The organism is Streptomyces sp. NPDC048278 (assembly GCF_040652195.1).
Taxonomy (GTDB): domain Bacteria; phylum Actinomycetota; class Actinomycetes; order Streptomycetales; family Streptomycetaceae; genus Streptomyces.
Genome location: NZ_JBEZLP010000008.1, coordinates 106,839 through 127,521 on the forward strand (window position 1 = coordinate 106,839; position 20,683 = coordinate 127,521).

The 20,683-nt window shown below is 71.7% G+C and carries 18 protein-coding genes; 14 read left to right on the plus strand and 4 right to left on the minus strand.

Features of this window, described 5'->3' with window-relative positions; all coding sequences use genetic code 11:
* Nucleotides 1–281: 281 nt before the first annotated feature.
* Nucleotides 282–1,685, plus strand: a complete 1,404-nt coding sequence (locus AB0D74_RS16615; RefSeq protein ID WP_362586254.1) for an NAD-dependent malic enzyme — start codon at nucleotides 282–284, stop codon at nucleotides 1,683–1,685.
* A 299-nt stretch (nucleotides 1,686–1,984) separates the two neighbouring features.
* On the plus strand, nucleotides 1,985–2,266 hold the full coding sequence (locus tag AB0D74_RS16620; RefSeq protein ID WP_189268239.1) for an HU family DNA-binding protein: 282 nt from the start codon (nucleotides 1,985–1,987) through the stop codon (nucleotides 2,264–2,266).
* A gap of 176 nt (nucleotides 2,267–2,442) precedes the next feature.
* On the opposite strand, the gene murA is transcribed toward AB0D74_RS16620, so the two are convergent.
* Complete coding sequence (gene murA / locus AB0D74_RS16625; RefSeq protein WP_362586258.1) at nucleotides 2,443–3,789, minus strand: UDP-N-acetylglucosamine 1-carboxyvinyltransferase; 1,347 nt, start codon at nucleotides 3,787–3,789, stop codon at nucleotides 2,443–2,445.
* Nucleotides 3,790–4,040: 251 nt separating this feature from the next.
* Here murA and AB0D74_RS16630 point away from each other — a divergent pair, with 251 nt between their 5' ends.
* From AB0D74_RS16630 to AB0D74_RS16680, 11 genes are all read left to right on the plus strand, one after another.
* Nucleotides 4,041–4,613 (plus strand): YqgE/AlgH family protein, encoded by a 573-nt coding sequence (locus AB0D74_RS16630; protein WP_217545775.1) that lies wholly within the window; start codon nucleotides 4,041–4,043, stop codon nucleotides 4,611–4,613.
* A 52-nt stretch (nucleotides 4,614–4,665) separates the two neighbouring features.
* Complete coding sequence (locus tag AB0D74_RS16635) at nucleotides 4,666–4,944, plus strand: DUF3039 domain-containing protein (RefSeq protein ID WP_362586261.1); 279 nt, start codon at nucleotides 4,666–4,668, stop codon at nucleotides 4,942–4,944.
* A gap of 234 nt (nucleotides 4,945–5,178) precedes the next feature.
* Nucleotides 5,179–6,471 carry an extracellular solute-binding protein gene (locus AB0D74_RS16640; RefSeq protein WP_362586264.1) on the plus strand — a complete coding sequence of 431 codons (1,293 nt, stop codon included), beginning with the start codon at nucleotides 5,179–5,181 and terminating at the stop codon, nucleotides 6,469–6,471.
* Nucleotides 6,468–7,424, plus strand: coding sequence for a sugar ABC transporter permease (locus AB0D74_RS16645; protein WP_362586267.1), 957 nt, complete (start codon nucleotides 6,468–6,470; stop codon nucleotides 7,422–7,424). The genes AB0D74_RS16640 and AB0D74_RS16645 overlap by 4 nt, the downstream gene beginning before the upstream one ends.
* 5 nt (nucleotides 7,425–7,429) lie before the next feature.
* On the plus strand, nucleotides 7,430–8,275 hold the full coding sequence (locus AB0D74_RS16650) for a carbohydrate ABC transporter permease (RefSeq protein WP_362586270.1): 846 nt from the start codon (nucleotides 7,430–7,432) through the stop codon (nucleotides 8,273–8,275).
* A 13-nt stretch (nucleotides 8,276–8,288) separates the two neighbouring features.
* Complete coding sequence (locus tag AB0D74_RS16655) at nucleotides 8,289–9,911, plus strand: beta-N-acetylhexosaminidase (RefSeq protein WP_362586273.1); 1,623 nt, start codon at nucleotides 8,289–8,291, stop codon at nucleotides 9,909–9,911.
* A 286-nt stretch (nucleotides 9,912–10,197) separates the two neighbouring features.
* Nucleotides 10,198–11,091: an FAD binding domain-containing protein gene (locus tag AB0D74_RS16660; RefSeq protein ID WP_362586276.1), complete on the plus strand. Its 894-nt coding sequence runs from the start codon at nucleotides 10,198–10,200 to the stop codon at nucleotides 11,089–11,091.
* On the plus strand, nucleotides 11,088–12,833 hold the full coding sequence (locus AB0D74_RS16665; protein ID WP_362586279.1) for a 2Fe-2S iron-sulfur cluster-binding protein: 1,746 nt from the start codon (nucleotides 11,088–11,090) through the stop codon (nucleotides 12,831–12,833). The genes AB0D74_RS16660 and AB0D74_RS16665 overlap by 4 nt, the downstream gene beginning before the upstream one ends.
* Nucleotides 12,830–15,142, plus strand: a complete 2,313-nt coding sequence (locus AB0D74_RS16670; RefSeq protein WP_362586282.1) for a molybdopterin cofactor-binding domain-containing protein — start codon at nucleotides 12,830–12,832, stop codon at nucleotides 15,140–15,142. The genes AB0D74_RS16665 and AB0D74_RS16670 overlap by 4 nt, the downstream gene beginning before the upstream one ends.
* Nucleotides 15,143–15,180: 38 nt before the next feature.
* Entirely contained in the window at nucleotides 15,181–15,681 is a 501-nt protein-coding gene (locus AB0D74_RS16675; protein WP_362586851.1) for an AAA family ATPase, read from the plus strand.
* A gap of 144 nt (nucleotides 15,682–15,825) precedes the next feature.
* On the plus strand, nucleotides 15,826–16,995 hold the full coding sequence (locus AB0D74_RS16680) for an SUKH-4 family immunity protein (RefSeq protein WP_362586285.1): 1,170 nt from the start codon (nucleotides 15,826–15,828) through the stop codon (nucleotides 16,993–16,995).
* 21 nt (nucleotides 16,996–17,016) lie between these two features.
* Here AB0D74_RS16680 and AB0D74_RS16685 read toward each other — a convergent pair whose 3' ends face one another.
* Genes AB0D74_RS16685 through AB0D74_RS16695 form a run of 3 tightly spaced genes read right to left on the minus strand, consistent with a single transcriptional unit; the run spans nucleotide 17,017 to nucleotide 19,807 of the window.
* A complete protein-coding gene (locus tag AB0D74_RS16685) occupies nucleotides 17,017–17,790 on the minus strand; it encodes a response regulator transcription factor (protein WP_362586288.1) in 774 nt (257 codons plus the stop codon).
* On the minus strand, nucleotides 17,787–18,971 hold the full coding sequence (locus tag AB0D74_RS16690) for a histidine kinase (protein ID WP_362586291.1): 1,185 nt from the start codon (nucleotides 18,969–18,971) through the stop codon (nucleotides 17,787–17,789). The genes AB0D74_RS16685 and AB0D74_RS16690 overlap by 4 nt, the downstream gene beginning before the upstream one ends.
* Nucleotides 18,968–19,807 carry a type II CAAX endopeptidase family protein gene (locus AB0D74_RS16695; protein ID WP_362586294.1) on the minus strand — a complete coding sequence of 280 codons (840 nt, stop codon included), beginning with the start codon at nucleotides 19,805–19,807 and terminating at the stop codon, nucleotides 18,968–18,970. Before AB0D74_RS16695 ends, AB0D74_RS16690 begins: the two co-directional genes overlap by 4 nt.
* Before the next feature lie 239 nt (nucleotides 19,808–20,046).
* Here AB0D74_RS16695 and AB0D74_RS16700 point away from each other — a divergent pair, with 239 nt between their 5' ends.
* On the plus strand, nucleotides 20,047–20,604 hold the full coding sequence (locus AB0D74_RS16700) for a DUF3566 domain-containing protein (RefSeq protein WP_362586297.1): 558 nt from the start codon (nucleotides 20,047–20,049) through the stop codon (nucleotides 20,602–20,604).
* Nucleotides 20,605–20,683: the final 79 nt, after the last annotated feature.

Genomic DNA, 20,683 nt, shown 5'->3' on the forward strand with positions numbered 1-20,683 from the left:
CTGTTTGTTAGCCTTGTCGTGACACCGGCTCGATCCAAGCCCCCGGGCCCAACCTTCGTCGCTACGAGCGACCACTTGCCGCGAGGCGAGCATGGCGGGTCGGTGTCATGAACGTAGAAGGAGGTCCACGTCACTTGTGACGTGGACCTCTTTTTTGCGCGAACAATACGTACGCAATCAGGCCCGGCTAACGCCTACCCGACGGTAGGTGCGACGATCGGACGGCAAAACCAGCGACACGGTGAAACCGCGACACGGTGAAACAACGAAGGAAGTCGGCCATGGCAACGGCGCCCAGCGTCTCCTACTCGATGACCATCCGGCTGGAGGTGCCCGCGAGCGGAACCGCCGTCTCGCAGCTCACCACCGCCGTGGAGTCCTCCGGAGGCTCGGTCACCGGCCTCGACGTCACCGCGTCCGGCCACGAGAAGCTCCGGATCGACGTCACCATCGCGGCCAGCTCGACCGCGCACGCCGACCAGATCGTGCAGCAGCTCCGCCAGATCGAGGGCGTCACCCTCGGCAAGGTCTCCGACCGTACGTTCCTGATGCACCTCGGCGGCAAGATCGAGATGGCGTCCAAGCACCCCATCCGCAACCGTGACGACCTCTCCATGATCTACACCCCGGGCGTGGCCCGCGTGTGCATGGCGATCGCGGAGAACCCCGAGGACGCGCGCCGCCTCACCATCAAGCGCAACTCCGTTGCGGTCGTGACGGACGGCTCCGCGGTCCTCGGCCTCGGCAACATCGGCCCGAAGGCCGCCCTGCCGGTCATGGAGGGCAAGGCGGCCCTCTTCAAGCGGTTCGCCGGCATCGACGCCTGGCCGCTCTGCCTCGACACCCAGGACACCGACGCGATCGTCGAGATCGTCAAGGCGATCGCCCCCGGGTTCGCCGGCATCAACCTGGAGGACATCTCCGCGCCCCGCTGCTTCGAGATCGAGGCGCGACTGCGCGAGGCCCTCGACATCCCCGTCTTCCACGACGACCAGCACGGCACCGCGATCGTCGTCCTCGCCGCCCTGACGAACGCACTTCGCGTCACCGGCAAGGCGATTGAGAACATCCGGGTCGTCATGTCCGGCGCCGGCGCGGCCGGTACGGCCATCCTCAAGCTGCTGCTCGCGGCCGGCGTGAAGAACGCCGTCGTCGCCGACATCCACGGGGTCGTGCACTCTGCCCGCGAGGACCTGGTGGGCGCCCCCGCCGACTCGCCGCTGCGCTGGATCGCCGACAACACCAACCCGGAGAACCTCACCGGCACCCTCAAGGAGGCCGTGCGCGGCGCCGAGGTCTTCATCGGCGTCTCCGCCCCGAACGTCCTCGACGGCGACGACGTGGCCGCCATGGCCGAGGGCGCGATCGTGTTCGCACTCGCGAATCCCGACCCCGAGGTGGACCCGGCGATCGCCCGCCAGACGGCCGCCGTGGTGGCCACCGGCCGCTCCGACTTCCCGAACCAGATCAACAACGTGCTGGTCTTCCCGGGTGTCTTCCGCGGCCTCCTGGACGCCCAGTCCCGTACGGTGAACACCGACATGATGCTCGCGGCAGCGAAGGCCCTCGCCGACGTGGTCACGGAGGACGAGCTGAACCCGAACTACATCATCCCCAGCGTCTTCAACGAGAAGGTCGCGGGAGCGGTGGCGGGCGCGGTACGGGAGGCCGCGAAGGGCGCGTAGCGCCCCTTCCGGGGCGCCCCGCAAGGGGCGGGGCTGTACCGATGTGCGGCTACCGCCGCGCGGGCGCGGGCACCCCCCACCGGCCGTCCGCCGAAACTCAACCCAGGCAAACGTTTGTGAAACTTGCCACGCCATCCGATCGGCGCGTCGCGAAACCCCTCCTTCGGCCCACCCGTAGGGTATTGGCGGCACCCGGATTGGCGTTCCCGCCGCAGGTGGGGGCAGGATGCGTCCCGGCCCAACATGCGGCTCCGCCGCGTGGCACGCCTCAATGGCAAGAAGAACACGGGAGTAACAACATGAACCGCAGTGAGCTGGTGGCCGCGCTGGCCGACCGTGCCGAGGTGACTCGCAAGGACGCCGACGCCGTGCTGGCCGCTTTCGCCGATGTCGTCGGCGACATCGTCTCCAAGGGCGACGAGAAGGTCACCATCCCCGGCTTCCTGACCTTCGAGCGCACCCACCGTGCCGCTCGCACCGCGCGCAACCCGCAGACCGGCGAGCCGATCAACATCCCGGCCGGCTTCAGCGTGAAGGTCTCCGCGGGCTCGAAGCTCAAGGAATCCGCGAAGGGCAAGTAGGCCGAAGTGCTTCGGCGCCGTGGTCGACTGCGGGCCCGCCGTGGCTGGTCGCGCAGTTCCCCGCGCCCCTGACGGGGCGCTTCCGCCGAGGGCGTGAAAACGGTCGCCGAGCAACGGCACACGACGATGGGGCGGCCCCTTTCCAAAGGGGCCGCCCCATCGTCGTACCGGTGGTGTTATCCGAGCGCCTTGCCCGGCAGCTCTACCTTTGCGCCGAGCTCGACGAGCTTCTCCATGAAGTTCTCGTAGCCGCGGTTGATGAGGTCGATGCCGTGGACGCGGGAGGTGCCCTGGGCCGCGAGGGCGGCGATGAGGTAGGAGAAGCCGCCGCGGAGGTCGGGGATGACCAGGTCGGCGCCCTGGAGCTTGGTGGGGCCGGAGACGACCGCGGAGTGCAGGAAGTTGCGCTGGCCGAAGCGACAGGCCGAGCCGCCCAGGCACTCGCGGTAGAGCTGGATGTGAGCACCCATCTGGTTCAGCGCGGAGGTGAAGCCGAGGCGGGACTCGTAGACCGTCTCGTGGACGATCGACAGGCCGGTGGCCTGGGTCAGGGCGACGACGAGCGGCTGCTGCCAGTCGGTCTGGAAGCCCGGGTGCACGTCCGTCTCCAGCGCGATGGACTTCAGCTGGCCGCCGGGGTGCCAGAAGCGGATGCCCTCGTCGTCGATCTCGAAGGCACCGCCCACCTTCCGGTAGGTGTTCAGGAACGTCATCATCGAGCGCTGCTGGGCGCCCCGGACGTAGATGTCGCCCTCGGTCGCCAGCGCCGCCGACGCCCAGGACGCGGCCTCCAGGCGGTCCGACAGGGCGCGGTGGGTGTAGCCGCCGAGCTTGTCCACGCCGGTGATGCGGATCGTGCGGTCGGTGTCGATCGCGATGATCGAGCCCATCTTCTGCAGCACGCAGATGAGGTCCTCGATCTCCGGCTCGACCGCCGCGTTGGACAACTCGGTGACGCCCTCGGCGAGAACGGCCGTCAGCAGCACCTGCTCGGTCGCGCCGACCGACGGGTACGGCAGCCGGATCTTCGTGCCGCGCAGCCCCTTCGGCGCCTCCAGGTACTGGCCGTCCGCGCGCTTCTCGATGGTCGCGCCGAACTGCCGCAGCACGTCGAAGTGGAAGTCGATGGGCCGGCCGCCGATGTCGCAGCCGCCGAGGCCCGGGATGAAGGCGTGGCCCAGGCGGTGCAGCAGCGGGCCGCAGAACAGGATCGGGATCCGGCTGGACCCCGCGTGGGCATCGATGTCAGCGACGTTCGCGCTCTCCACGTACGTCGGGTCGAGCACCAGCTCACCGGGCTCCTCACCCGGCCGTACCGTCACCCCGTGCAGTTGCAGCAGACCGCGTACGACCCGCACGTCACGGATGTCCGGAACGTTGCGCAGCCGACTGGGTGCACTGCCCAGCAGGGCGGCGACCATGGCCTTGGGTACGAGGTTCTTCGCACCGCGGACACGGATCTCGCCCTCCAGCGGGGTGCCGCCGTGGACAAGCAGTACGTCGTCGGAACCGTTGACGGTCATGAATCTCGCGTTCCATGGAGGTGGGCAGGGCAGGAAAGACAGAGTAATCGCCCAGCGGCCCCCTCCCGTAAGCCCACGGACCACCCAGCTACGTCATAGCTGTGTCACAACACGAACGGTGCCTAATCGGACACATGGGGTCACCGGCCGTGTCCGTGCGCCGGGGGCGCTTCCTTCCGCCCTGAGCTGCATTCACCCGCGGACCCGGATTGGCTCCCCATGCGGCGGGAAGATGCGGGATCATGTCTGCCATGACCGAGGTGTCCTCGCTCACAGGGCGGCTGCTCGTGGCCACGCCCGCCCTGGCGGACCCGAACTTCGACCGTGCGGTGGTGCTCCTTCTCGACCACGACGAGGAGGGCTCCCTCGGTGTCGTCCTCAACCGCCCCACCCCGGTGGACGTCGGCGACATCCTGGAGGGCTGGGCCTCCCTCGCGGGCGAGCCGGGGGTCGTCTTCCAGGGCGGCCCGGTCTCCCTGGACTCCGCGCTCGGCGTCGCGGTCATCCCCGGCGGGGCCAACGGCGACCGCGCCCCGCTCGGCTGGCGCCGGGTGCACGGCGCGATCGGCCTGGTCGACCTGGAGGCGCCGCCGGAACTGCTCGCCTCGGCCCTCGGCTCCTTGCGGATCTTCGCCGGTTACGCCGGCTGGGGCCCCGGCCAGCTGGAGGACGAACTGGTCGAGGGCGCCTGGTACGTCGTCGAGTCCGAACCCGGGGACGTCTCCTCGCCGTCCCCGGAAAGACTCTGGCGCGAGGTCCTGCGCCGCCAGCGCAACGAGCTCGCGATGGTGGCCACCTATCCGGACGACCCCTCGCTCAACTGACGGACGGCCTTCTCGCAACCGTTGTCCGGACGCTTCAGTACCCTTGGCACTTATGAGCACTCTTGAGCCCGAGCGCGGGACTGGTACGGGGACCCTCGTAGAACCGACACCGCAGGTGTCCCACGGCGACGGCGACCACGAGCGCTTCGCCCACTACGTCCAGAAGGACAAGATCATGGCGAGCGCCCTCGACGGGACCCCCGTCGTGGCGCTGTGCGGCAAGGTGTGGGTGCCCGGCCGCGACCCGAAGAAGTACCCCGTGTGCCCCATGTGCAAGGAGATCTACGAATCCATGGGCAGCGGCGGCGACGGCGAGGGCCAGGACAAGTAACCCGCAGGTTCGACAGCTCGGCTCTCAAAGGCCCCGGGCACGCTTTGGCGTGCTCCGGGGCCTTTGTCGTACCCGTGCGTTGCACGGAGTGCGTCGTGCGGTCACAGAGTGGTTGAGACCTCTTGTCGACGTGTTCATGTTGTCCCTAGCCTCCGTGGTGTTGTGCAGAGCGAAATAGCCGTTGCACATACTGCAACGCCCCCGTGCTTGAGCGCGCTCCCGGAGGGTCACTCCATGAAGCTCCCCGTCCCCGCACTCCTCGTCGGCGCCCTGTTCCTCGCCGCCGCGTGCGCCCCGCAGACCTCTTCCAACTCCGCCTCCGACAAGGACGACAAGAGCGGCACCCTGCGGGTGTGGCTCTTCCAGGAGGTCGGCAACGACCCGAAGCAGAAGGTCGTCGACTCGGTCGTCGCCGCCTTCGAGAAGGCGCACAGCGGCACCAAGGTCGACGTGGAGTACATCCCGGTCGACACCCGCGCCCAGCGCGTCAAGGCCGCCTTCAACGACCCGGCCTCGGCCCCCGACGTCATGGAGTACGGCAACACCGACACCGCCGGCTACGTCCACGACGGCGGACTCCTCGACGTCACGAAGGACTTCGGTGCCTGGAGCGAGGCCAAGGACACCGACCCGACGGCCCGGCAGTCGGTGACCGTCGGCGGCAAGGTCTACGGCGCCCCCTTCTACGTCGGCGTCCGCGCCCTCTACTACCGCACCGACGTCTTCAGGGAACTCGGCCTGAAACCGCCGGCCACCCTGACCGAGCTGGCCGCCACCGCCCGCAAGATCCGCGCCGCGAAGCCCGGCCTGTACGGCCTGGTCGTCGGCGGCGCCTACACCTACGGCGCGATGCCCTTCATCTGGGCCGAGGGCGGCGAGCTGGCGACGGACAAGGGCGGCGCGTACACCTCGGCGATCGACAGCGCGGCGGCCCAGAAGGGCATCAAGGAGTACACGTCCCTCTTCGGCGACGACAACTGTCCGGCCGCCAAGTGCGCGGGCTTCGGCGGCAACGACACGGTCACCGCGTTCGCCGCGGGCAAGGCGGGCATGGCGATCGGGGGCGACTTCAGCCATGCCGCCGTGGAGGCGGGGAGCGTCAAGGGCAAGTACGCGGTGGTGCCGCTGCCGGGGGTCACGGCCGGTTCCGTCGCGCCGGCCTTCGCGGGCGGCAACAACATCGGGGTGCTGAAGAGCACGACGCACCGCACGCTGGCCGTCCAGTTGATGGAGGAGCTGACCTCCAAGAAGACGCAGGCGGCGATGTTCGACGCGATGGGATTCCTGCCGACGTTCAAGGACGTCCGTGACCAGGCCGCCGCGAAGGAGCCGTTCGTGAAGCCGTTCGTGGCGACCCTGGCCGCCGGGACGAAGTTCGTGCCCGCGTCGGCGGGGTGGTCGCAGATCGACTCGTCGCTGGTGCTGCCGACGATGTTCCAGGAGGTCGTCAGCGGCAAGAAGAGCGTGGGGGCTGCTTCGCAGGAGGCGGCGAAGAAGATGGACGCGGCGTTCGGCTCCGCCGGATGACGCCGACGGTGGGGGTGGCCGGGGAGCGTGGGCGGGTGCGGGCGCGTGGGGGTTCGCCGCGCAGTTCCCCGCGCCCCTTGGCAAGTTGGACTGTGCCTTGGCTGTATCTCGCGCCCGCTTTGGTCGTCCTCGGTGGGCTGCTGCTCTACCCCATCTACCAGCTCGGGCTGATCTCCGTCTTCCGGTACACCCAGGCTCAGGTCAGTGGTGGGGAGCCGACCGCGTTCGTCGGGTTCGGGAACTATGCGGACGTCTTCCGGGACGACCAGTTCTGGTCGGTGCTGCTGGCCACCGTCGGGTTCGCCGCCGCCTGTGTCGTGTCGACGCTCGCTGTCGGGTGTGCGCTCGCCGTGCTGCTGACGCGGGTGCGGGCGGTGCCGCGGCTGGCGCTGATGCTGGCGGCGCTGGGGGCGTGGGCGACCCCGGCCGTCACCGGGTCCACGGTGTGGCTGTTCCTCTTCGACCCGGACTTCGGGCCGGTCGACCGGGTGCTCGGGCTCGGCGACCACTCCTGGACGTACGGGCGTTACTCCGCCTTCTTCCTGGTCCTGCTCGAAGTGGTGTGGTGCTCCTTCCCGTTCGTCATGGTCACCGTGTACGCCGGGATCCGCGCCGTACCGTCCGAGGTGCTGGAGGCCGCCGCGCTGGACGGGGCCTCGCAGTGGCGGATCTGGCGGTCGGTGCTGGCGCCGATGCTCCGGCCGATCCTCATGGTCGTCACCATCCAGTCGGTGATCTGGGACTTCAAGATCTTCACGCAGATCTACGTCATGACCGGCGGGGGCGGCATCGCCGGGCAGAACCTGGTGCTCAACGTGTACGCCTACCAGCAGGCCTTCGCCTCCTCGCAGTACGGGCTGGGCGCGGCCATCGGTGTCGTCACGCTGCTGGTGCTGCTCGCCGTCACCCTGGTCTACCTGCGGCTGCTGCGCCGGCAGGGGGAGGAGCTGTGACCGTCGTGAATCTTGTGCGCGGGTTCGTCCGGCGGCCGGGGCGGCTGGCCGCCGAGGGGGCGGCGCTGGCGATCGCCGTACTCGTCGCCTTCCCGCTGTACTGGATGGTGCTGGGTGCCTTCAAACCGGCCGGGGAGATCGAGTCGGACCGGCCCCGGCCGTGGACGCTCTCGCCCTCTCTGGACTCCTTCCGGCGAGTCTTCGGGCAGCAGGAATTCGGCCGTTACTTCGTCAACAGCCTGGTCGTCGCGGGCAGTGTGGTCGTCGTCTCGGCGCTGATCGCCTTTCTCGCGGCGACCGCCGTGACCCGATTCCGGTTCCGCTTCCGGACCACCCTGCTGATCATGTTCCTTGTGGCCCAGATGGTGCCCGTGGAGGCCCTCACCATCCCCCTCTTCTTCCAGATGCGGGACCTCGGTCTGCTGAACACGCTGGGCTCCCTGGTCCTGCCCCACATCGCCTTCTCGCTGCCCTTCGCGATCTGGATGCTGCGGGGGTTCGTGAAAGGCGTGCCGGAGGCGCTGGAGGAGGCCGCGTACATCGACGGGGCGAGCCGGTCGCGCTTTCTCTGGCAGATCCTTTTCCCGCTCGTCCTGCCGGGCCTGGTGGCCACGAGCGTGTTTTCCTTCATCTCCGCCTGGAACGACTTCCTGTTCGCCAAGTCGTTCATCATCAGCGACACCTCGCAGTCGACGCTGCCGATGGCGCTCCTGGTGTTCTTCAAGCCGGACGACCCCGACTGGGGCGGGGTGATGGCGGCCTCCACCGTGATGACGATTCCGGTGCTGGTGTTCTTCGTACTCGTACAGCGACGCCTGGTCTCGGGACTGGGCGGAGCGGTCAAGGACTGAGGTGATTTCGGTGATGGATCTGATTCCCGCGCCGCGCAGTGTCGTCGCCGGTTCCGGCGAGGTGCGGCTGACGGCGCACTCACAGCTCTATGCCGGTCCGGGCGCGGAGAGCGTCGGCCGCCGGCTGCGCACCGCCCTCTGGGCGGCCACCGGCCTGCCGCTGCGCGAGGGGCGGGAACTCGACGACACCGAGGGCGACGGCATCGGGCTGGTGCTCGACCCGCGCCTCGGCCCCGAGGAGTACCGCCTCGTCAGCGGCCCGGACGGCGTTCTGGTCGAGGGCGGCAGCGCGGCGGGCGTCTTCTGGGGCGCGCAGACGCTGCGCCAGCTCCTGGGCCCCGCCGCGTATCGCAGGGCCGCCCTGGAACCCGACCGAACCTGGACCGTGCCGCATGTCACGATCGAGGACTCCCCCCGATTCCCCTGGCGCGGCTTCATGCTCGACGTCGCCCGGCACTTCACGCCCAAGGAAGGCGTCCTGCGCCACCTCGATCTCATGGCGGCGCACAAACTCAACGTCTTCCACTTCCATCTGACGGACGACCAGGGCTGGCGGCTCCAGATCGAGCGCTACCCCCGGCTCACCGAGGTCGGCTCCTGGCGGGCCCGCACGAAATTCGGCCACCGGGCCTCACCGCTGTGGGAGGAGAAGCCGCACGGTGGCTTCTACACCCAGGACGACATCCGGGAGATCGTCGCCTACGCGGCCGAGCGGCATATCACGGTCGTCCCCGAAATCGACGTGCCGGGACACTCGCAGGCCGCCATCGCCGCGTATCCGGAACTCGGCAACACCGACGTCATCGACACCACCGCCCTCTCCGTCTGGGACTCCTGGGGGATCTCTCCGAACGTACTCGCCCCCACTGACAACACCCTGCGCTTCTACGAGGGGGTGTTCGAGGAAGTGCTGGAGCTGTTCCCCTCGGAGTTCGTTCACGTCGGCGGCGACGAATGCGCCAAGGACCAGTGGCAGGCGTCCCCGGCCGCCAAGGCGCGCATCGCGGAACTCGGGCTGGCCGACGAGGACGAGTTGCAGTCGTGGTTCATCGGCCACTTCGCGAAGTGGCTTTCCGCGCGCGGGCGTCGGCTCATCGGGTGGGACGAGATCCTGGAGGGCGGCATCGCCGAGGGCGCGGCCGTCTCGTCGTGGCGCGGTTACGGCGGCGGGATCGCGGCGGCGCGGGCCGGCCACGACGTCGTCATGTGCCCCGAGCAGTACGTGTACCTGGACCACCGGCAGGCCGGCGGCGCCGACGAACCGGTGCCGATCGGTTACGTCCGCACCCTGGAGGACGTCTACCGGTTCGAGCCCGTTCCACCGGGCCTGGACGAATCCCAGGCGCGGCGCATCCTGGGCACCCAGGCCAACGTCTGGACCGAGGTGATGGAGGACCACGCGCGCGTGGACTACCAGGCCTTCCCCCGGCTCGCCGCCTTCGCCGAGGTCGCCTGGAGCGCCCTCCCGGCCCCGGCGGAGCGGGACTTCGCCGGCTTCGAGCAGCGGATGGCCGAGCATTACCGGCGGCTCGACGCCCTCGGGGTCGCCTACCGCCCGCCGACCGGACCCCTGCCCTGGCAGCAGCGCCCCGGCGTCCTCGGCCGCCCCCTCGACGGCCCGCCCCCGAACCGCTGACCCCGCCGCCCCTGTCCCCGCCGCCCCTGCCCCGCCCCCTGTCCCGGCTCCGAACGCGTAAGGGAAAAAGACCCCAAGGATCACCGAAGAGTGTCAATCGGTGTGCACCGGCGATGCTGGAAGAAAACGGACCAAGTCGCCGATGAGGTGGGCGAATGCCTCCTAGCGGACCCGTGCGTTCGAGGCTTGCGAAGATGTGCCAGAGTTGCCACGTCCGCCCTGTGAGCACGTACCGTACGGCCACACAGGTGGGACCAGGTGGGGCAGCGGGAAGGGGCAGCCGGTTTTGACCACGCACGCACCGCAGGCGGGGCAGTCCGTCACGCTGCCCACGACGCTGAACGAGGCCGTCGCGGCCCTCACCGACATGCCCGCCGCGGTCCCGGTCGCGGGCGGCACCGATCTGATGGCCGCCGTCAACGCCGGACAGCTCAGGCCCGCCGCCCTGGTCGGCCTCGGCCGGATCAGCGAGATCCGCGGCTGGCAGTACCAGGACGGCAACGCGCTGCTCGGCGCCGGTCTCACGCACGCGCGCATGGGCCGCCCCGACTTCGCGGCGCTGATCCCGGCGCTCGCCGCCGCCGCGCGGTCCGCCGGTCCGCCGCACATCCGCAACGCCGGCACCCTGGGCGGCAACATCGCCACGGCCGCGCCCACCGGCGACGCCCTGCCGGTGCTCGCCGCCCTGGAGGCGACGCTGATCATCGCGGGGCCGGGCGGATCCCGCCGGGAGATCCCGGTCTCGCACCTGCTGGCCGGCGTCGAGATGCTCCGCGGGGGCGAGCTGATCGGCTTCGTGCGGGTGCCGCTGCTGCACGCCCCGCAGGTCTTCCTGAAGGCGACGGGACGCACCGGACCGGGCCGTTCGGTGGCCTCCGTCGCGCTCGTCCTCGACCCCGCGCGGCGCGGGGTCAGATGCGCCGTCGGGGCCATAGCGCCGATGCCGCTCAGGCCCCTGGACGCCGAGCAGTGGGTGGCCCGGCTGATCGACTGGGACAACGACCGCGCGCTCGTCCCGGAGGCGCTGGCCGCCTTCGGCGAGTACGTCGCCGCCGCCTGCATCCCGGACCCGGCCCCCGAGCCCGACGGCTCGGTGCCGGCGCTTCCGCCCGCCGTACTGCACCTGCGGCGCACCGTCGCCGCGCTGGCCCGACGAGCACTGGGGAGGGCGCTGTCATGACCGACGACCAGCACGGAGAGGGCGCGCCCGCGAGCGGTGGCGGACGCTGGGACCCGCTGCCCCAGGGTGACTACGACGACGGCGCGACCGCGTTCGTGAAGCTCCCCGAGGGCGGCATCGAGGCCCTGCTGTCCGCCGACAGCCCGCTGGCCGCCCCCGGACACGGCTATGTGCCGCCGCAGATAGCGTCCGCCCCCGGCACCGACACCTGGGGCGCGCCGGCCGACGGCACCCGGTGGCCCGACCCGAACACGGTCCCGCGGGAGCAGCACGCGGACGACCGGTTCACGTACAACCCGGCCTCGACGCAGCAGTGGACGTACGAGGAGCCGCCGCCCGCGCCCGGTCACGACGTGACCGGGCAGTGGTCGATCCCCGTCGCGACCGGCGACGCTCCGGACGAATCGGGCGAGTTCACCACATCCGCGCTCATGGAGCAGTGGGGCGGCACGCCGCCGGCGACCCTGCCGGGCGGCGCCTCCGCGCCCTGGGTCACGGATGCCCAGGGCTGGGAACACCCCACGGAGGTCCCTGGATCGCCCGCTGAGCCCCCCGCGGGCCACGGTGGCATGGCGCATCCCGGAGCCGCCCCCCGGGCCGCCGGTGCGCCGCCTGTGGCCGACGCGCCGACGGGTGACGCGGGGGGCGAACGGGGTGAACGGCGCGAAGCGGCGGAAATCGGCGAACCGTACGCGGTCGGCCGGCCGTCCGGCACCGGCGAGCCGCACCCGGCCGACACGGCGCACGGCGGCGGACCGGACACGACCGGTCGACGGGCCGACGCCGGCGAGGCCGACGCGCCCCATGACGCCCCCGGCCCGCACCCCGCCCACGACCCGCGGGCCGCCGACGGCGAGTCCGCCCCGCAGGAGCCCACCGCGGCCGACGGCGAAGGCGGCACGGGCGATGCGGCGGACCAACCCGCCGAGGGCGAGGCCGAGGCGGTCGACGACCACCCCCTCGCCTCCTACGTCCTGCGCGTCAACGGCGCCGACCGCCCCGTCACCGACGCCTGGATCGGCGAGTCCCTCCTGTACGTCCTCCGCGAGCGCCTGGGCCTCGCCGGCGCCAAGGACGGCTGCTCGCAAGGCGAGTGCGGCGCCTGCAACGTCCAGGTCGACGGCCGCCTGGTCGCCTCCTGCCTGGTCCCCGCGGTCACCGCCGCCGGCAGCGAGGTCCGCACGGTCGAGGGCCTGGCCCAGGACGGCCGCCCCTCCGACGTGCAGCGCGCCCTGGCCCGCTGCGGTGCCGTCCAGTGCGGCTTCTGCGTCCCCGGCATGGCGATGACCGTCCACGACCTGCTGGAGGGCAACCCGGCCCCCACCGAGCTGGAGACCCGCCAGGCCCTGTGCGGCAACCTCTGCCGCTGCTCCGGCTACCGGGGCGTCCTGGACGCCGTCAGCGAGGTCGTCGCCGAACGCGAGGCACATGCCGCCGCCGACGCTGAGACGGACGGCGACGAGGCCCGTATTCCGCATCAGGCGGGACCGGGCGCCGGCGGCGTCAACGCGTCGGCGTTCGAGTCCCCGCGCACCTTCGGGGCCGGAATCCAGATCCCGCACGAGCAGACGTACGACCAGTCGTACGGTGGCAACCAGTCGTTCGGCGGCGACCAGTCGTACGGCGGGAACCAGACCTTCGGTGGGAACCAGACCTTCGGCGGCAACCAGTCGTTCGAGGACCAGAGCCAGAGTCACAGCTACGACGACCAGCCCTACGGCCCGGACGGAGGCCAGGCGTGACCAACGAGACCGTCACCACGACCACCGCCGCGGAGACCCCCGTCCCCGCCGCCGAACCGCTCCCGCACGGCCTCGGCGTGTCGCTGCCGGCCGCCGACGCCGGCGCGAAGACCGAGGGCACCTTCCCGTACGCGGCCGACCTGTGGGCCGAGGGCCTGCTGTGGGCGGCCGTGCTGCGCTCCCCGCACCCGCACGCGCGCATCGTGTCGATCGACACCAGCCACGCGCGCGAGATGCCCGGCGTACGGGCCGTGATCACCCACGAGGACGTCCCCGGCACCCCGCGCCACGGCCGCGGCACCCCGGACCGCCCGGTCTTCGCCTCCGAGGTCGTACGGCACCACGGCGAGCCCATCGCGGCCGTCGCCGCCGACCACCCGGACACGGCCCGCATGGCCGCCGCCGCCGTCATCGTCGAGTACGAGGTGCTCGACCCGGTCATCGACCCCGAGCAGTCGTTCGAGGCCGAGCCGCTGCACCCCGACGGCAACCTGATCCGGCACATCCCGCTCCAGCAGGGCGACCCGGACGCGACCGGCGAGATCGTCGTCGAGGGCCAGTACCGCATCGGCCGCGCCGACCCCGCCCCCATCGGCGCCGAGGCCGGACTCGCCGTGCCCCGCCCCGACGGCGGCGTCGAGCTCTACCTGGCCTCCACGGACCCGCACACGGACCGCAACACGGCCGCCGCCTGCTACGGCCTGTCCCTCGAACAGGTGAAGATCGTCGTCACCGGCGTGCCGGGCGCGACCGCCGACCGCGAGGACCAGGGCTTCCAGCTCCCGCTCGGCCTGCTCGCCCTCAAGACCGGCTGCCCGGTCAAACTCACCGCCACGCGCGAGGAGTCGTTCCTCGGCCACGCCCACCGCCACCCCACCCTGCTCCGCTACCGGCACCACGCCGACGCCGAGGGCAACCTCGTCAAGGTCGAGGCGCAGATCCTGCTCGACGCGGGCGCCTACGCCGACACCTCCGCGGAGTCCCTGGCCGCCGCCGTCTCCTTCGCCTGCGGCCCCTACGTCGTCCCCAACGCCTTCATCGAGGGCTGGGCCGTCCGCACCAACAACCCGCCGTCCGGCCATGTCCGCGGCGAGGGCGCCATGCAGGTGTGCGCCGCCTACGAGGCGCAGATGGACAAGCTGGCGAAGAAGCTCGGCCTCGACCCGGCCGAGATCCGCCTGCGCAACGCGCTCGCCACCGGCGACCTCCTGCCCATCGGCCAGACGGTGACCTGCCCGGCCCCGGTCGCCGAACTCCTCCAGGCGGTACGGGACTTCCCGCTCCCGCAGCTGCCCAAGGACACCCCCGAGGACGAGTGGCTGCTGCCCGGCGGCCCCGAGGGCGCGGGCGAACCGGGCGCGGTGCGCCGGGGCGTCGGCTACGGCCTCGGCATGGTGCACATGCTCGGCGCGGAGGGCGCCGACGAGGTCTCGACGGCCACGGTCAAGGTCCACGACGGCATCGCGACCGTGCTCTGCGCGGCCGTGGAGACCGGCCAGGGCTTCACCACGCTGGCCCGCCAGATCGTCCAGGAGACCCTCGGTGTCGACGAGGTCCACGTGGCCCCCGTCGACACCGACCAGCCGCCGGCCGGCCCCGGCTGCCGCGGTCGCCACACCTGGGTCTCCGGCGGCGCCGTCGAACGCGCCGCCAAGATGGTCCGCACCCAGCTCCTGCAGCCCCTGGCGCACAAGTTCGGCATGTCCACCGAGCTGCTCCAGATCACCGACGGCAAGATCACGTCGTACGACGGCGTCCTGTCGACCACCGTCACCGAGGCGCTGGACGGCAAGGAGCTGTGGGCCACCGCCCAGTGCCGGCCGCATCCGACCGAGCCCCTGAACGCCGACGGCCAGGGTGACGCCTTCGTCGGCCTCGCCTTCTGCGCGATCCGCGCGGTCGTCGACGTCGACATCGAGCTGGGCTCGGTGCGGGTCGTGGAGCTGGCGGTCGCCCAGGACGTCGGCCGGATCCTCAACCCGGCGCAGCTCAACGCCCGGATCGAGGCCGGGGTCACGCAGGGCGTCGGCATCGCCCTGACCGAGAACCTGCGCACCCCGCGCGGCCTGATCCGCCACCCCGACCTCACCGGCTACGCCCTGCCGACCGCCCTCGACGCGCCGGACATCCGGATCGTCAAGCTCGTCGAGGAACGGGACGTGGTCGCCCCCTTCGGCGCCAAGTCGGTCAGCGCGGTGCCGGTCGTGACCTCGCCCGCGGCCATCGCCTCCGCCGTCCGCGCGGCGACCGGCCGCCCGGTCAACCGCCTCCCGATCCGCCCGCAGGCGGCGGTGGTCACGGGCCAGTGAGCCTGTCCCTGTCCGGGGTCGTGGTGATCGCGGGCGTGATGGCGTCCGGCAAGTCGACGGTCGCGCAGGCGCTCGCAGAGAGGCTGCCGCGCGCCGCGCACGTCCGCGGCGACCTCTTCCGCCGCATGATCGTCTCGGGGCGCCGGGACTTCACCCCCGACGCCGCCGAGGAGGCCACCGCCCAGCTCCACCTCCGGTACCGCCTCTCGGCGGCGACGGCGGACGCCTACGCCGAGGCCGGCTTCACCGCGATCGTCCAGGACGTGCTGCTGGGCCCCGAACTGACGTCGTACGTCGAGCGGATCCGCAGCCGCCCCCTGCACGTCGTCGTCCTCGCCCCCAGCCCCGCGGCCGTGGCGGAGCGGGAGGCGGGGCGGTCGAAGAGCGGGTACGGGTCCGCGTGGACGATCGCCGACCTGGACGCGGAACTCCGCCTGCGTACCCAGCCGTTGGGGCTGTGGCTGGACACGTCGGCGCTCACCGTGGAACAGACGGTGCAAGCGATTCTCGCCGGGACGGAACGGTCCAGGGTCGCCTGACGTCTCTTCTGCGGGGCGTTGTCAGTGCCGCGGCGTAGTGTTCTGGTCAGTGGGGGACACCCGTTCAACGGACTCCCCGCCAGACTTTTCATCAGACTTCTCATACGACGTGATTTTTTGAACTCTCTGATCGCGGGGGCGGCGATGAGCACGACCAGCACGACCGGCAGCGGGGCGCCGACGATCACGCTGACCGAGGCCGAACTGGACCGGTACATCACGCACGAACCCACCCGCAGCTGGCTCACCGGCCCCGGACTGCCCGACGGCGGAGGCCTGCTGACGTTCGAACCGCTGCGCACGGCCGGCCTGCGCACCCTGGCGGACGTCGCGGACGGCCCGGCCCGGCTCGCCGAGGAGCTCCGGGACCGGCTGGTGATCGGCGAACTGCTGGCCCCCGTCGGCCTGGACACCGAGTCGATCCTCCTCGACGGCGGCACCGGCGAGATCAGCACGGCCTACCTGCTCGACCCCACCGACCCGCGCCCGCTGGCGCCCTCGCTGGAGACGCTGCTCCGCTTCGCCGCGGTCACCGAGGAACTGACGGGCCTGCGCGGCCGTTTCGCCTCCCTCGCCGGGACGCACGGCACGAAGGCGGCGACCGAGGCCTCCCGCAGGCTCCTGGAGCTCTTCGAGGAGGGTACGGCCGGCCGCGTCCCGCCGTACTGGAAGGCGACGGCCCTGATCCGCCCCCTCAGCCTGATCGCGGGCCCCGGCACGGACTCCGGGCTGGCCGTCGACCTGCCGGCCCGGCTGCTGGACCAGGAGTTCGGGCAGGGCCGGGTGGCCCGCTTCGAGGAGGTCGACTTCCCGCCCACGCTCACCCACGAGCCGACCCGCCGCTTCCTGCGCGAGAGCGGCCTCCCGGAGGACGCGGTCGTCTTCCACCTCGACCCGGACGCCCCGCTCCCCACGCTCTGGGAGTACTTCACCGACATCCACACCGGCGACTTCCCCCTGGACGGCCTCCCGCCCCACGCCGACCGGCTCATACGCCTCGGCTACCTGGTCGAGGACAACAGCCTGGTCGTGGACGGCACCACGGGCGCGATCCTCAACTTCTCCGAGCCCGAGGCGACCCTCTACCCCCTCAACACGGACATCTCCACGCTCGCCTACACCCTCTGGCTCCTGCACCACGAGCGCACCATCGACGAGCACCTGAACCACGAACTCACCACCGAGGCCTACGACCAGCTCGCCGCCACCATGCTCCACACCCTCGCGACCATCGACCCCACCCCGGTCACGACGGACGCCGACTGGCACTACTGGACGGAGCTGTTCCAGGACGAGGCCGGCGGGGTGCTGTAGCCGGGCCCAGGAACGGTCAGGTCAGGTCACCAGGCCCTGGCGGTAGGCGTAGACGACGGCCTGGACGCGGTCGCGCAGACCGAGCTTGGTGAGGATGCGGGACACGAAGGTCTTGACGGTCTCCGGGCTGAGCACGAGGGCCGCCGCGATCTCTCCGTTGGAGAGGCCGTCCGCGATCAGCCGCAGCACCTCCAGCTCCCGCGGGGTCAGCGGAACGTTCTGCGGGGTGCCGCCGTCGGCGGGGCGGATCCGGGCGGCGTAGCGGCCCACGAGCTGCCGGGTCACCTCGGGGTCCAGCAGGGCCGCGCCCGTGGCCACGGTCCGGATGCCGTGCAGCAGCCGGTCCGGCGGCGCGTCCTTGAGCAGGAAGCCGCTGGCGCCCGCGCGCAGGGCCTCGTAGACGTACTCGTCCAGGTTGAACGTCGTCACCACGAGCACCTTCACCGGATGCGGCACCCCGGCACCGGCGAGCAGCCGGGTGGCCTCGATCCCGTCGAGGACCGGCATCCGGACATCCATCACCACGACGTCCGGACGCAGCCGGCCGGCCAGGTCGACCGCGGCCTGCCCGTCCCCGCACTCGCCCACCACCGCCAGGTCGGGCTGGGCGTCGATGATCGTCGCCAGCCCGGTGCGGATCAGCACCTGGTCGTCGCAGACCAGGACACGGATCGGCGCCTCACCACCACCGCCGGCGCCGGTGGCACCGCCGGCCCCGGTGCCGGCGCCGATCCCGGTGCCACCGTCGGCGCCGGGGACGCCGTTCACGCCGTGCATGCCGGTCGCGCCTGTCATGCCGGGCTCCCCGCGGGTATCCGGGCCCGGACGACGAAGCGGCCGTCGTCCGCGGGCCCGGCGCTGAACTCGCCGCCCAGCACGGCCACGCGCTCCCGGAGACCGGCCAGGCCCCGCCCGCTCCCGCCCGGGGACGCCGTGGCCGGGCCGGACCCGTCCGTGCCGACCTCCACCGTGATCTCCTTCCCGCCGTGCCGCACCCGGACCGAAGTACGGCTGCCGTGGGCGTACTTGAGGGCGTTCGTCAGAGCCTCCTGCACCACCCGGTAGGCCACCAGGTCGGCGCTGCCCGCCGACGGGGTCGGCGTGCCCTCCTCGGTGAACTCCACCGGCTGCCCGGCCCGCCGCGTCTGCTCCACGAGCGTGAGCAGCCGGCCGGCCGGCGGTGTCCTGCCGCCATTGCCACCGGTGTGGGGATCGGTATCGGCCCCGTGGCCGGGATCGAGCAGGTCGAGCAGATGGCGCAGGTCGGAGATGGCCCGCCGCCCGGTGTCGGTGACCGCGGTCAGCGCCTGGTCGAGACGGTCCGGCGCGGCGGTCAGATACCGGGCCGCCTCCGCCTGCACGACCATCGCCGTCACATGGTGGGTCACCACGTCGTGCAACTCACGGGCGATCCGTGTGCGTTCGGCGGTACGGGTGTCCTCGGCGACCCGTCGCCGCCGTTCCGCCTCCGCGACCCGGGTGGAGCGCAGCCACGCCCCGATGCCCCAGGCGAGCACCAGCACCAGATAGAACGTCACGAACCCGCTCACCGTCTCGCCCCCCGACCCCAGCCGGTACAGCGCGACCGCCAACGGCACGTAGGCGACGGAGAGCACCAGCGCGGTGGCCCGCCGGTGCCGTGCCAGATGGGCGCCGGTGCTGATCAGGGCGAGCGGGAGTGCGGTGCCCGCGACCGAGTGGTAGCCGCGCAGCTGGTCGATCGCGAAGCCGAGGGACACCAGCGCCAGCGAGAGGGCCGGCCACCGGCGGCGCCCCGCGAGCGGCAGGCACTCCAGGGCCAGCACCGCGATCGTCAGCGCGTCGAAGGGGCGGGTCGGCAGGTCCCCGACCTGGGTGCCCTTGCCGTGCAGCGCCGGCAGGAACGACCCGGCCAGGAGCAGCAGCCCGAGCGGCAGATCCCGTACCGTGACGTCGAGTTGGTGCCACCAGTCGGGCGCCCGCCGAGGACCGATCACCGGGGCAGTGTAGCGACGGCACCGGCCGGCACGTCCCGGCGCCGACGCGGCACCACGTGCCCGCGCCGCCTGGCCAGCCACAGGAACGCGACCGTCACCAGCAGCCCCAGCAGCACCGAGTACACGCTCGCCTCCGGCCCGAACTGCCCGCCGGTGACCAGCTCCGCCCCCGAGGTGGTGGCGTCGAGCAGCCCCTTCTGCGTTCCGCCGCTGCCGGAGACCTCGGTGCCGAAGATGCCGGACTCGGCGAAGTTCCAGCCGAAGTGCAGGCCGATCGGCAGCCAGAGCGTGCGGGTCGCGACGTACGCCGCCCCGAGCATGCCGCCGGCCTCGATCGCGATGGCCAGGGCGCCCCACACGGTCGCGTCCTTGTTGAGCAGATGCATCATCCCGAACAGCACACCGGTCGACGTGAGCGCGATCCACGTCCCGAAGCGCTGCTCGACGATCCGCAACAGCACGCCCCTGAACAGCAGTTCCTCGGTCACCGCGGCGGCGGCCATGTACCCGACCAGGCCCACCGCACCCGTCACCGACCCCGCGCCACGGACCGTGTAGTCCCCGAGGAGGGCGATGTTCCCGATGACACACGCGAAGGTCGCCACCCCTATGAGCGCCCCGCGCCCGAACGCGGCCCGCGCACCGTCCCGCGCCACTTCACTGCTCGGCCGGTGCTCGGTCCGCCGTACCACCCACCGGTAGACCAGCACCGCGACCACGGCGGTGAGCAGGCCGAGGACCAGGGTGAGGAACCAGTTGCCCTGCACCGCGGCGACCCCCTGCCCCCCGACGAAGGCGACCGCCGCGACCGCCAGGAGCTGCCAGACCAGCCTCATGATGACTCCTTCACAGGATCCGCGGCCGAGCGCCGCGACTGGCCCGAACGCTACGGATCCGCCGCCCCGGGATCGTCACCGCTCAGTGGACACCTGGGTGTAGCTCGCACGGGGGACAACCCCGAACGCCCGTCACCAACCGGGCCGGCGCGCTCCCGCTCACTCACCGTCACCGCCAGGGATGCGGGACCGCACTCCTCCGCATAACGTCGCAGGTGAGGACCAGCGAGGGAGCGGACATGAGCCGAACCAAGCGCAGCAGGACCCGCGGCACGGCCCGTAAGCCGGCGCCGAGGATCTCGTCCCGCATGGTGACGTCACCGACGGCGCCCACTCCGACGGCACCCGAACGCGGCTCGCCGCAGCCGGCGCCGCCCCGTGACCACGACTTCCCGCACGGCCCACCGCGTCGCCCCACCCGCATGCGCATATCCGGGACCAACCCGTGGTCGGTCACCGTGATGAGCTTCTTCTTCCTGACGGGCCTGGGCGTCTGCGTCCTCGGCGCCGCACTCGCCACGTCGGTGCTGCTGGACCTCGTGGCCCCCGGCGAGTGGCCGAACCCGTGGGAGACCCTGATCATCGCGACGGGCGTCGTCTCCCTGGAGATCTTCCTGGGCACCGTCCTGGCCTGCCTGTGCGGCTTCATGTACAACTACACCGCCCGCTTCAGCGGAGGCGTCGAAGTAGCCCTCACCCCCGACCTCACCGACCCCCCACCGGCCGCCCAGGCCCTCCAACTCCTGACCCGCCTGCACGCCCGCGCCCGCCGCCACCTCAACACCCGAAAGCCATAGCCACCACGCCAACGAGGGCGGCCCCCCTCCCGAGGCACCGCCCTCTCGCTCTGCCTGGTCAGGCAGTCAGAGGCCGTGG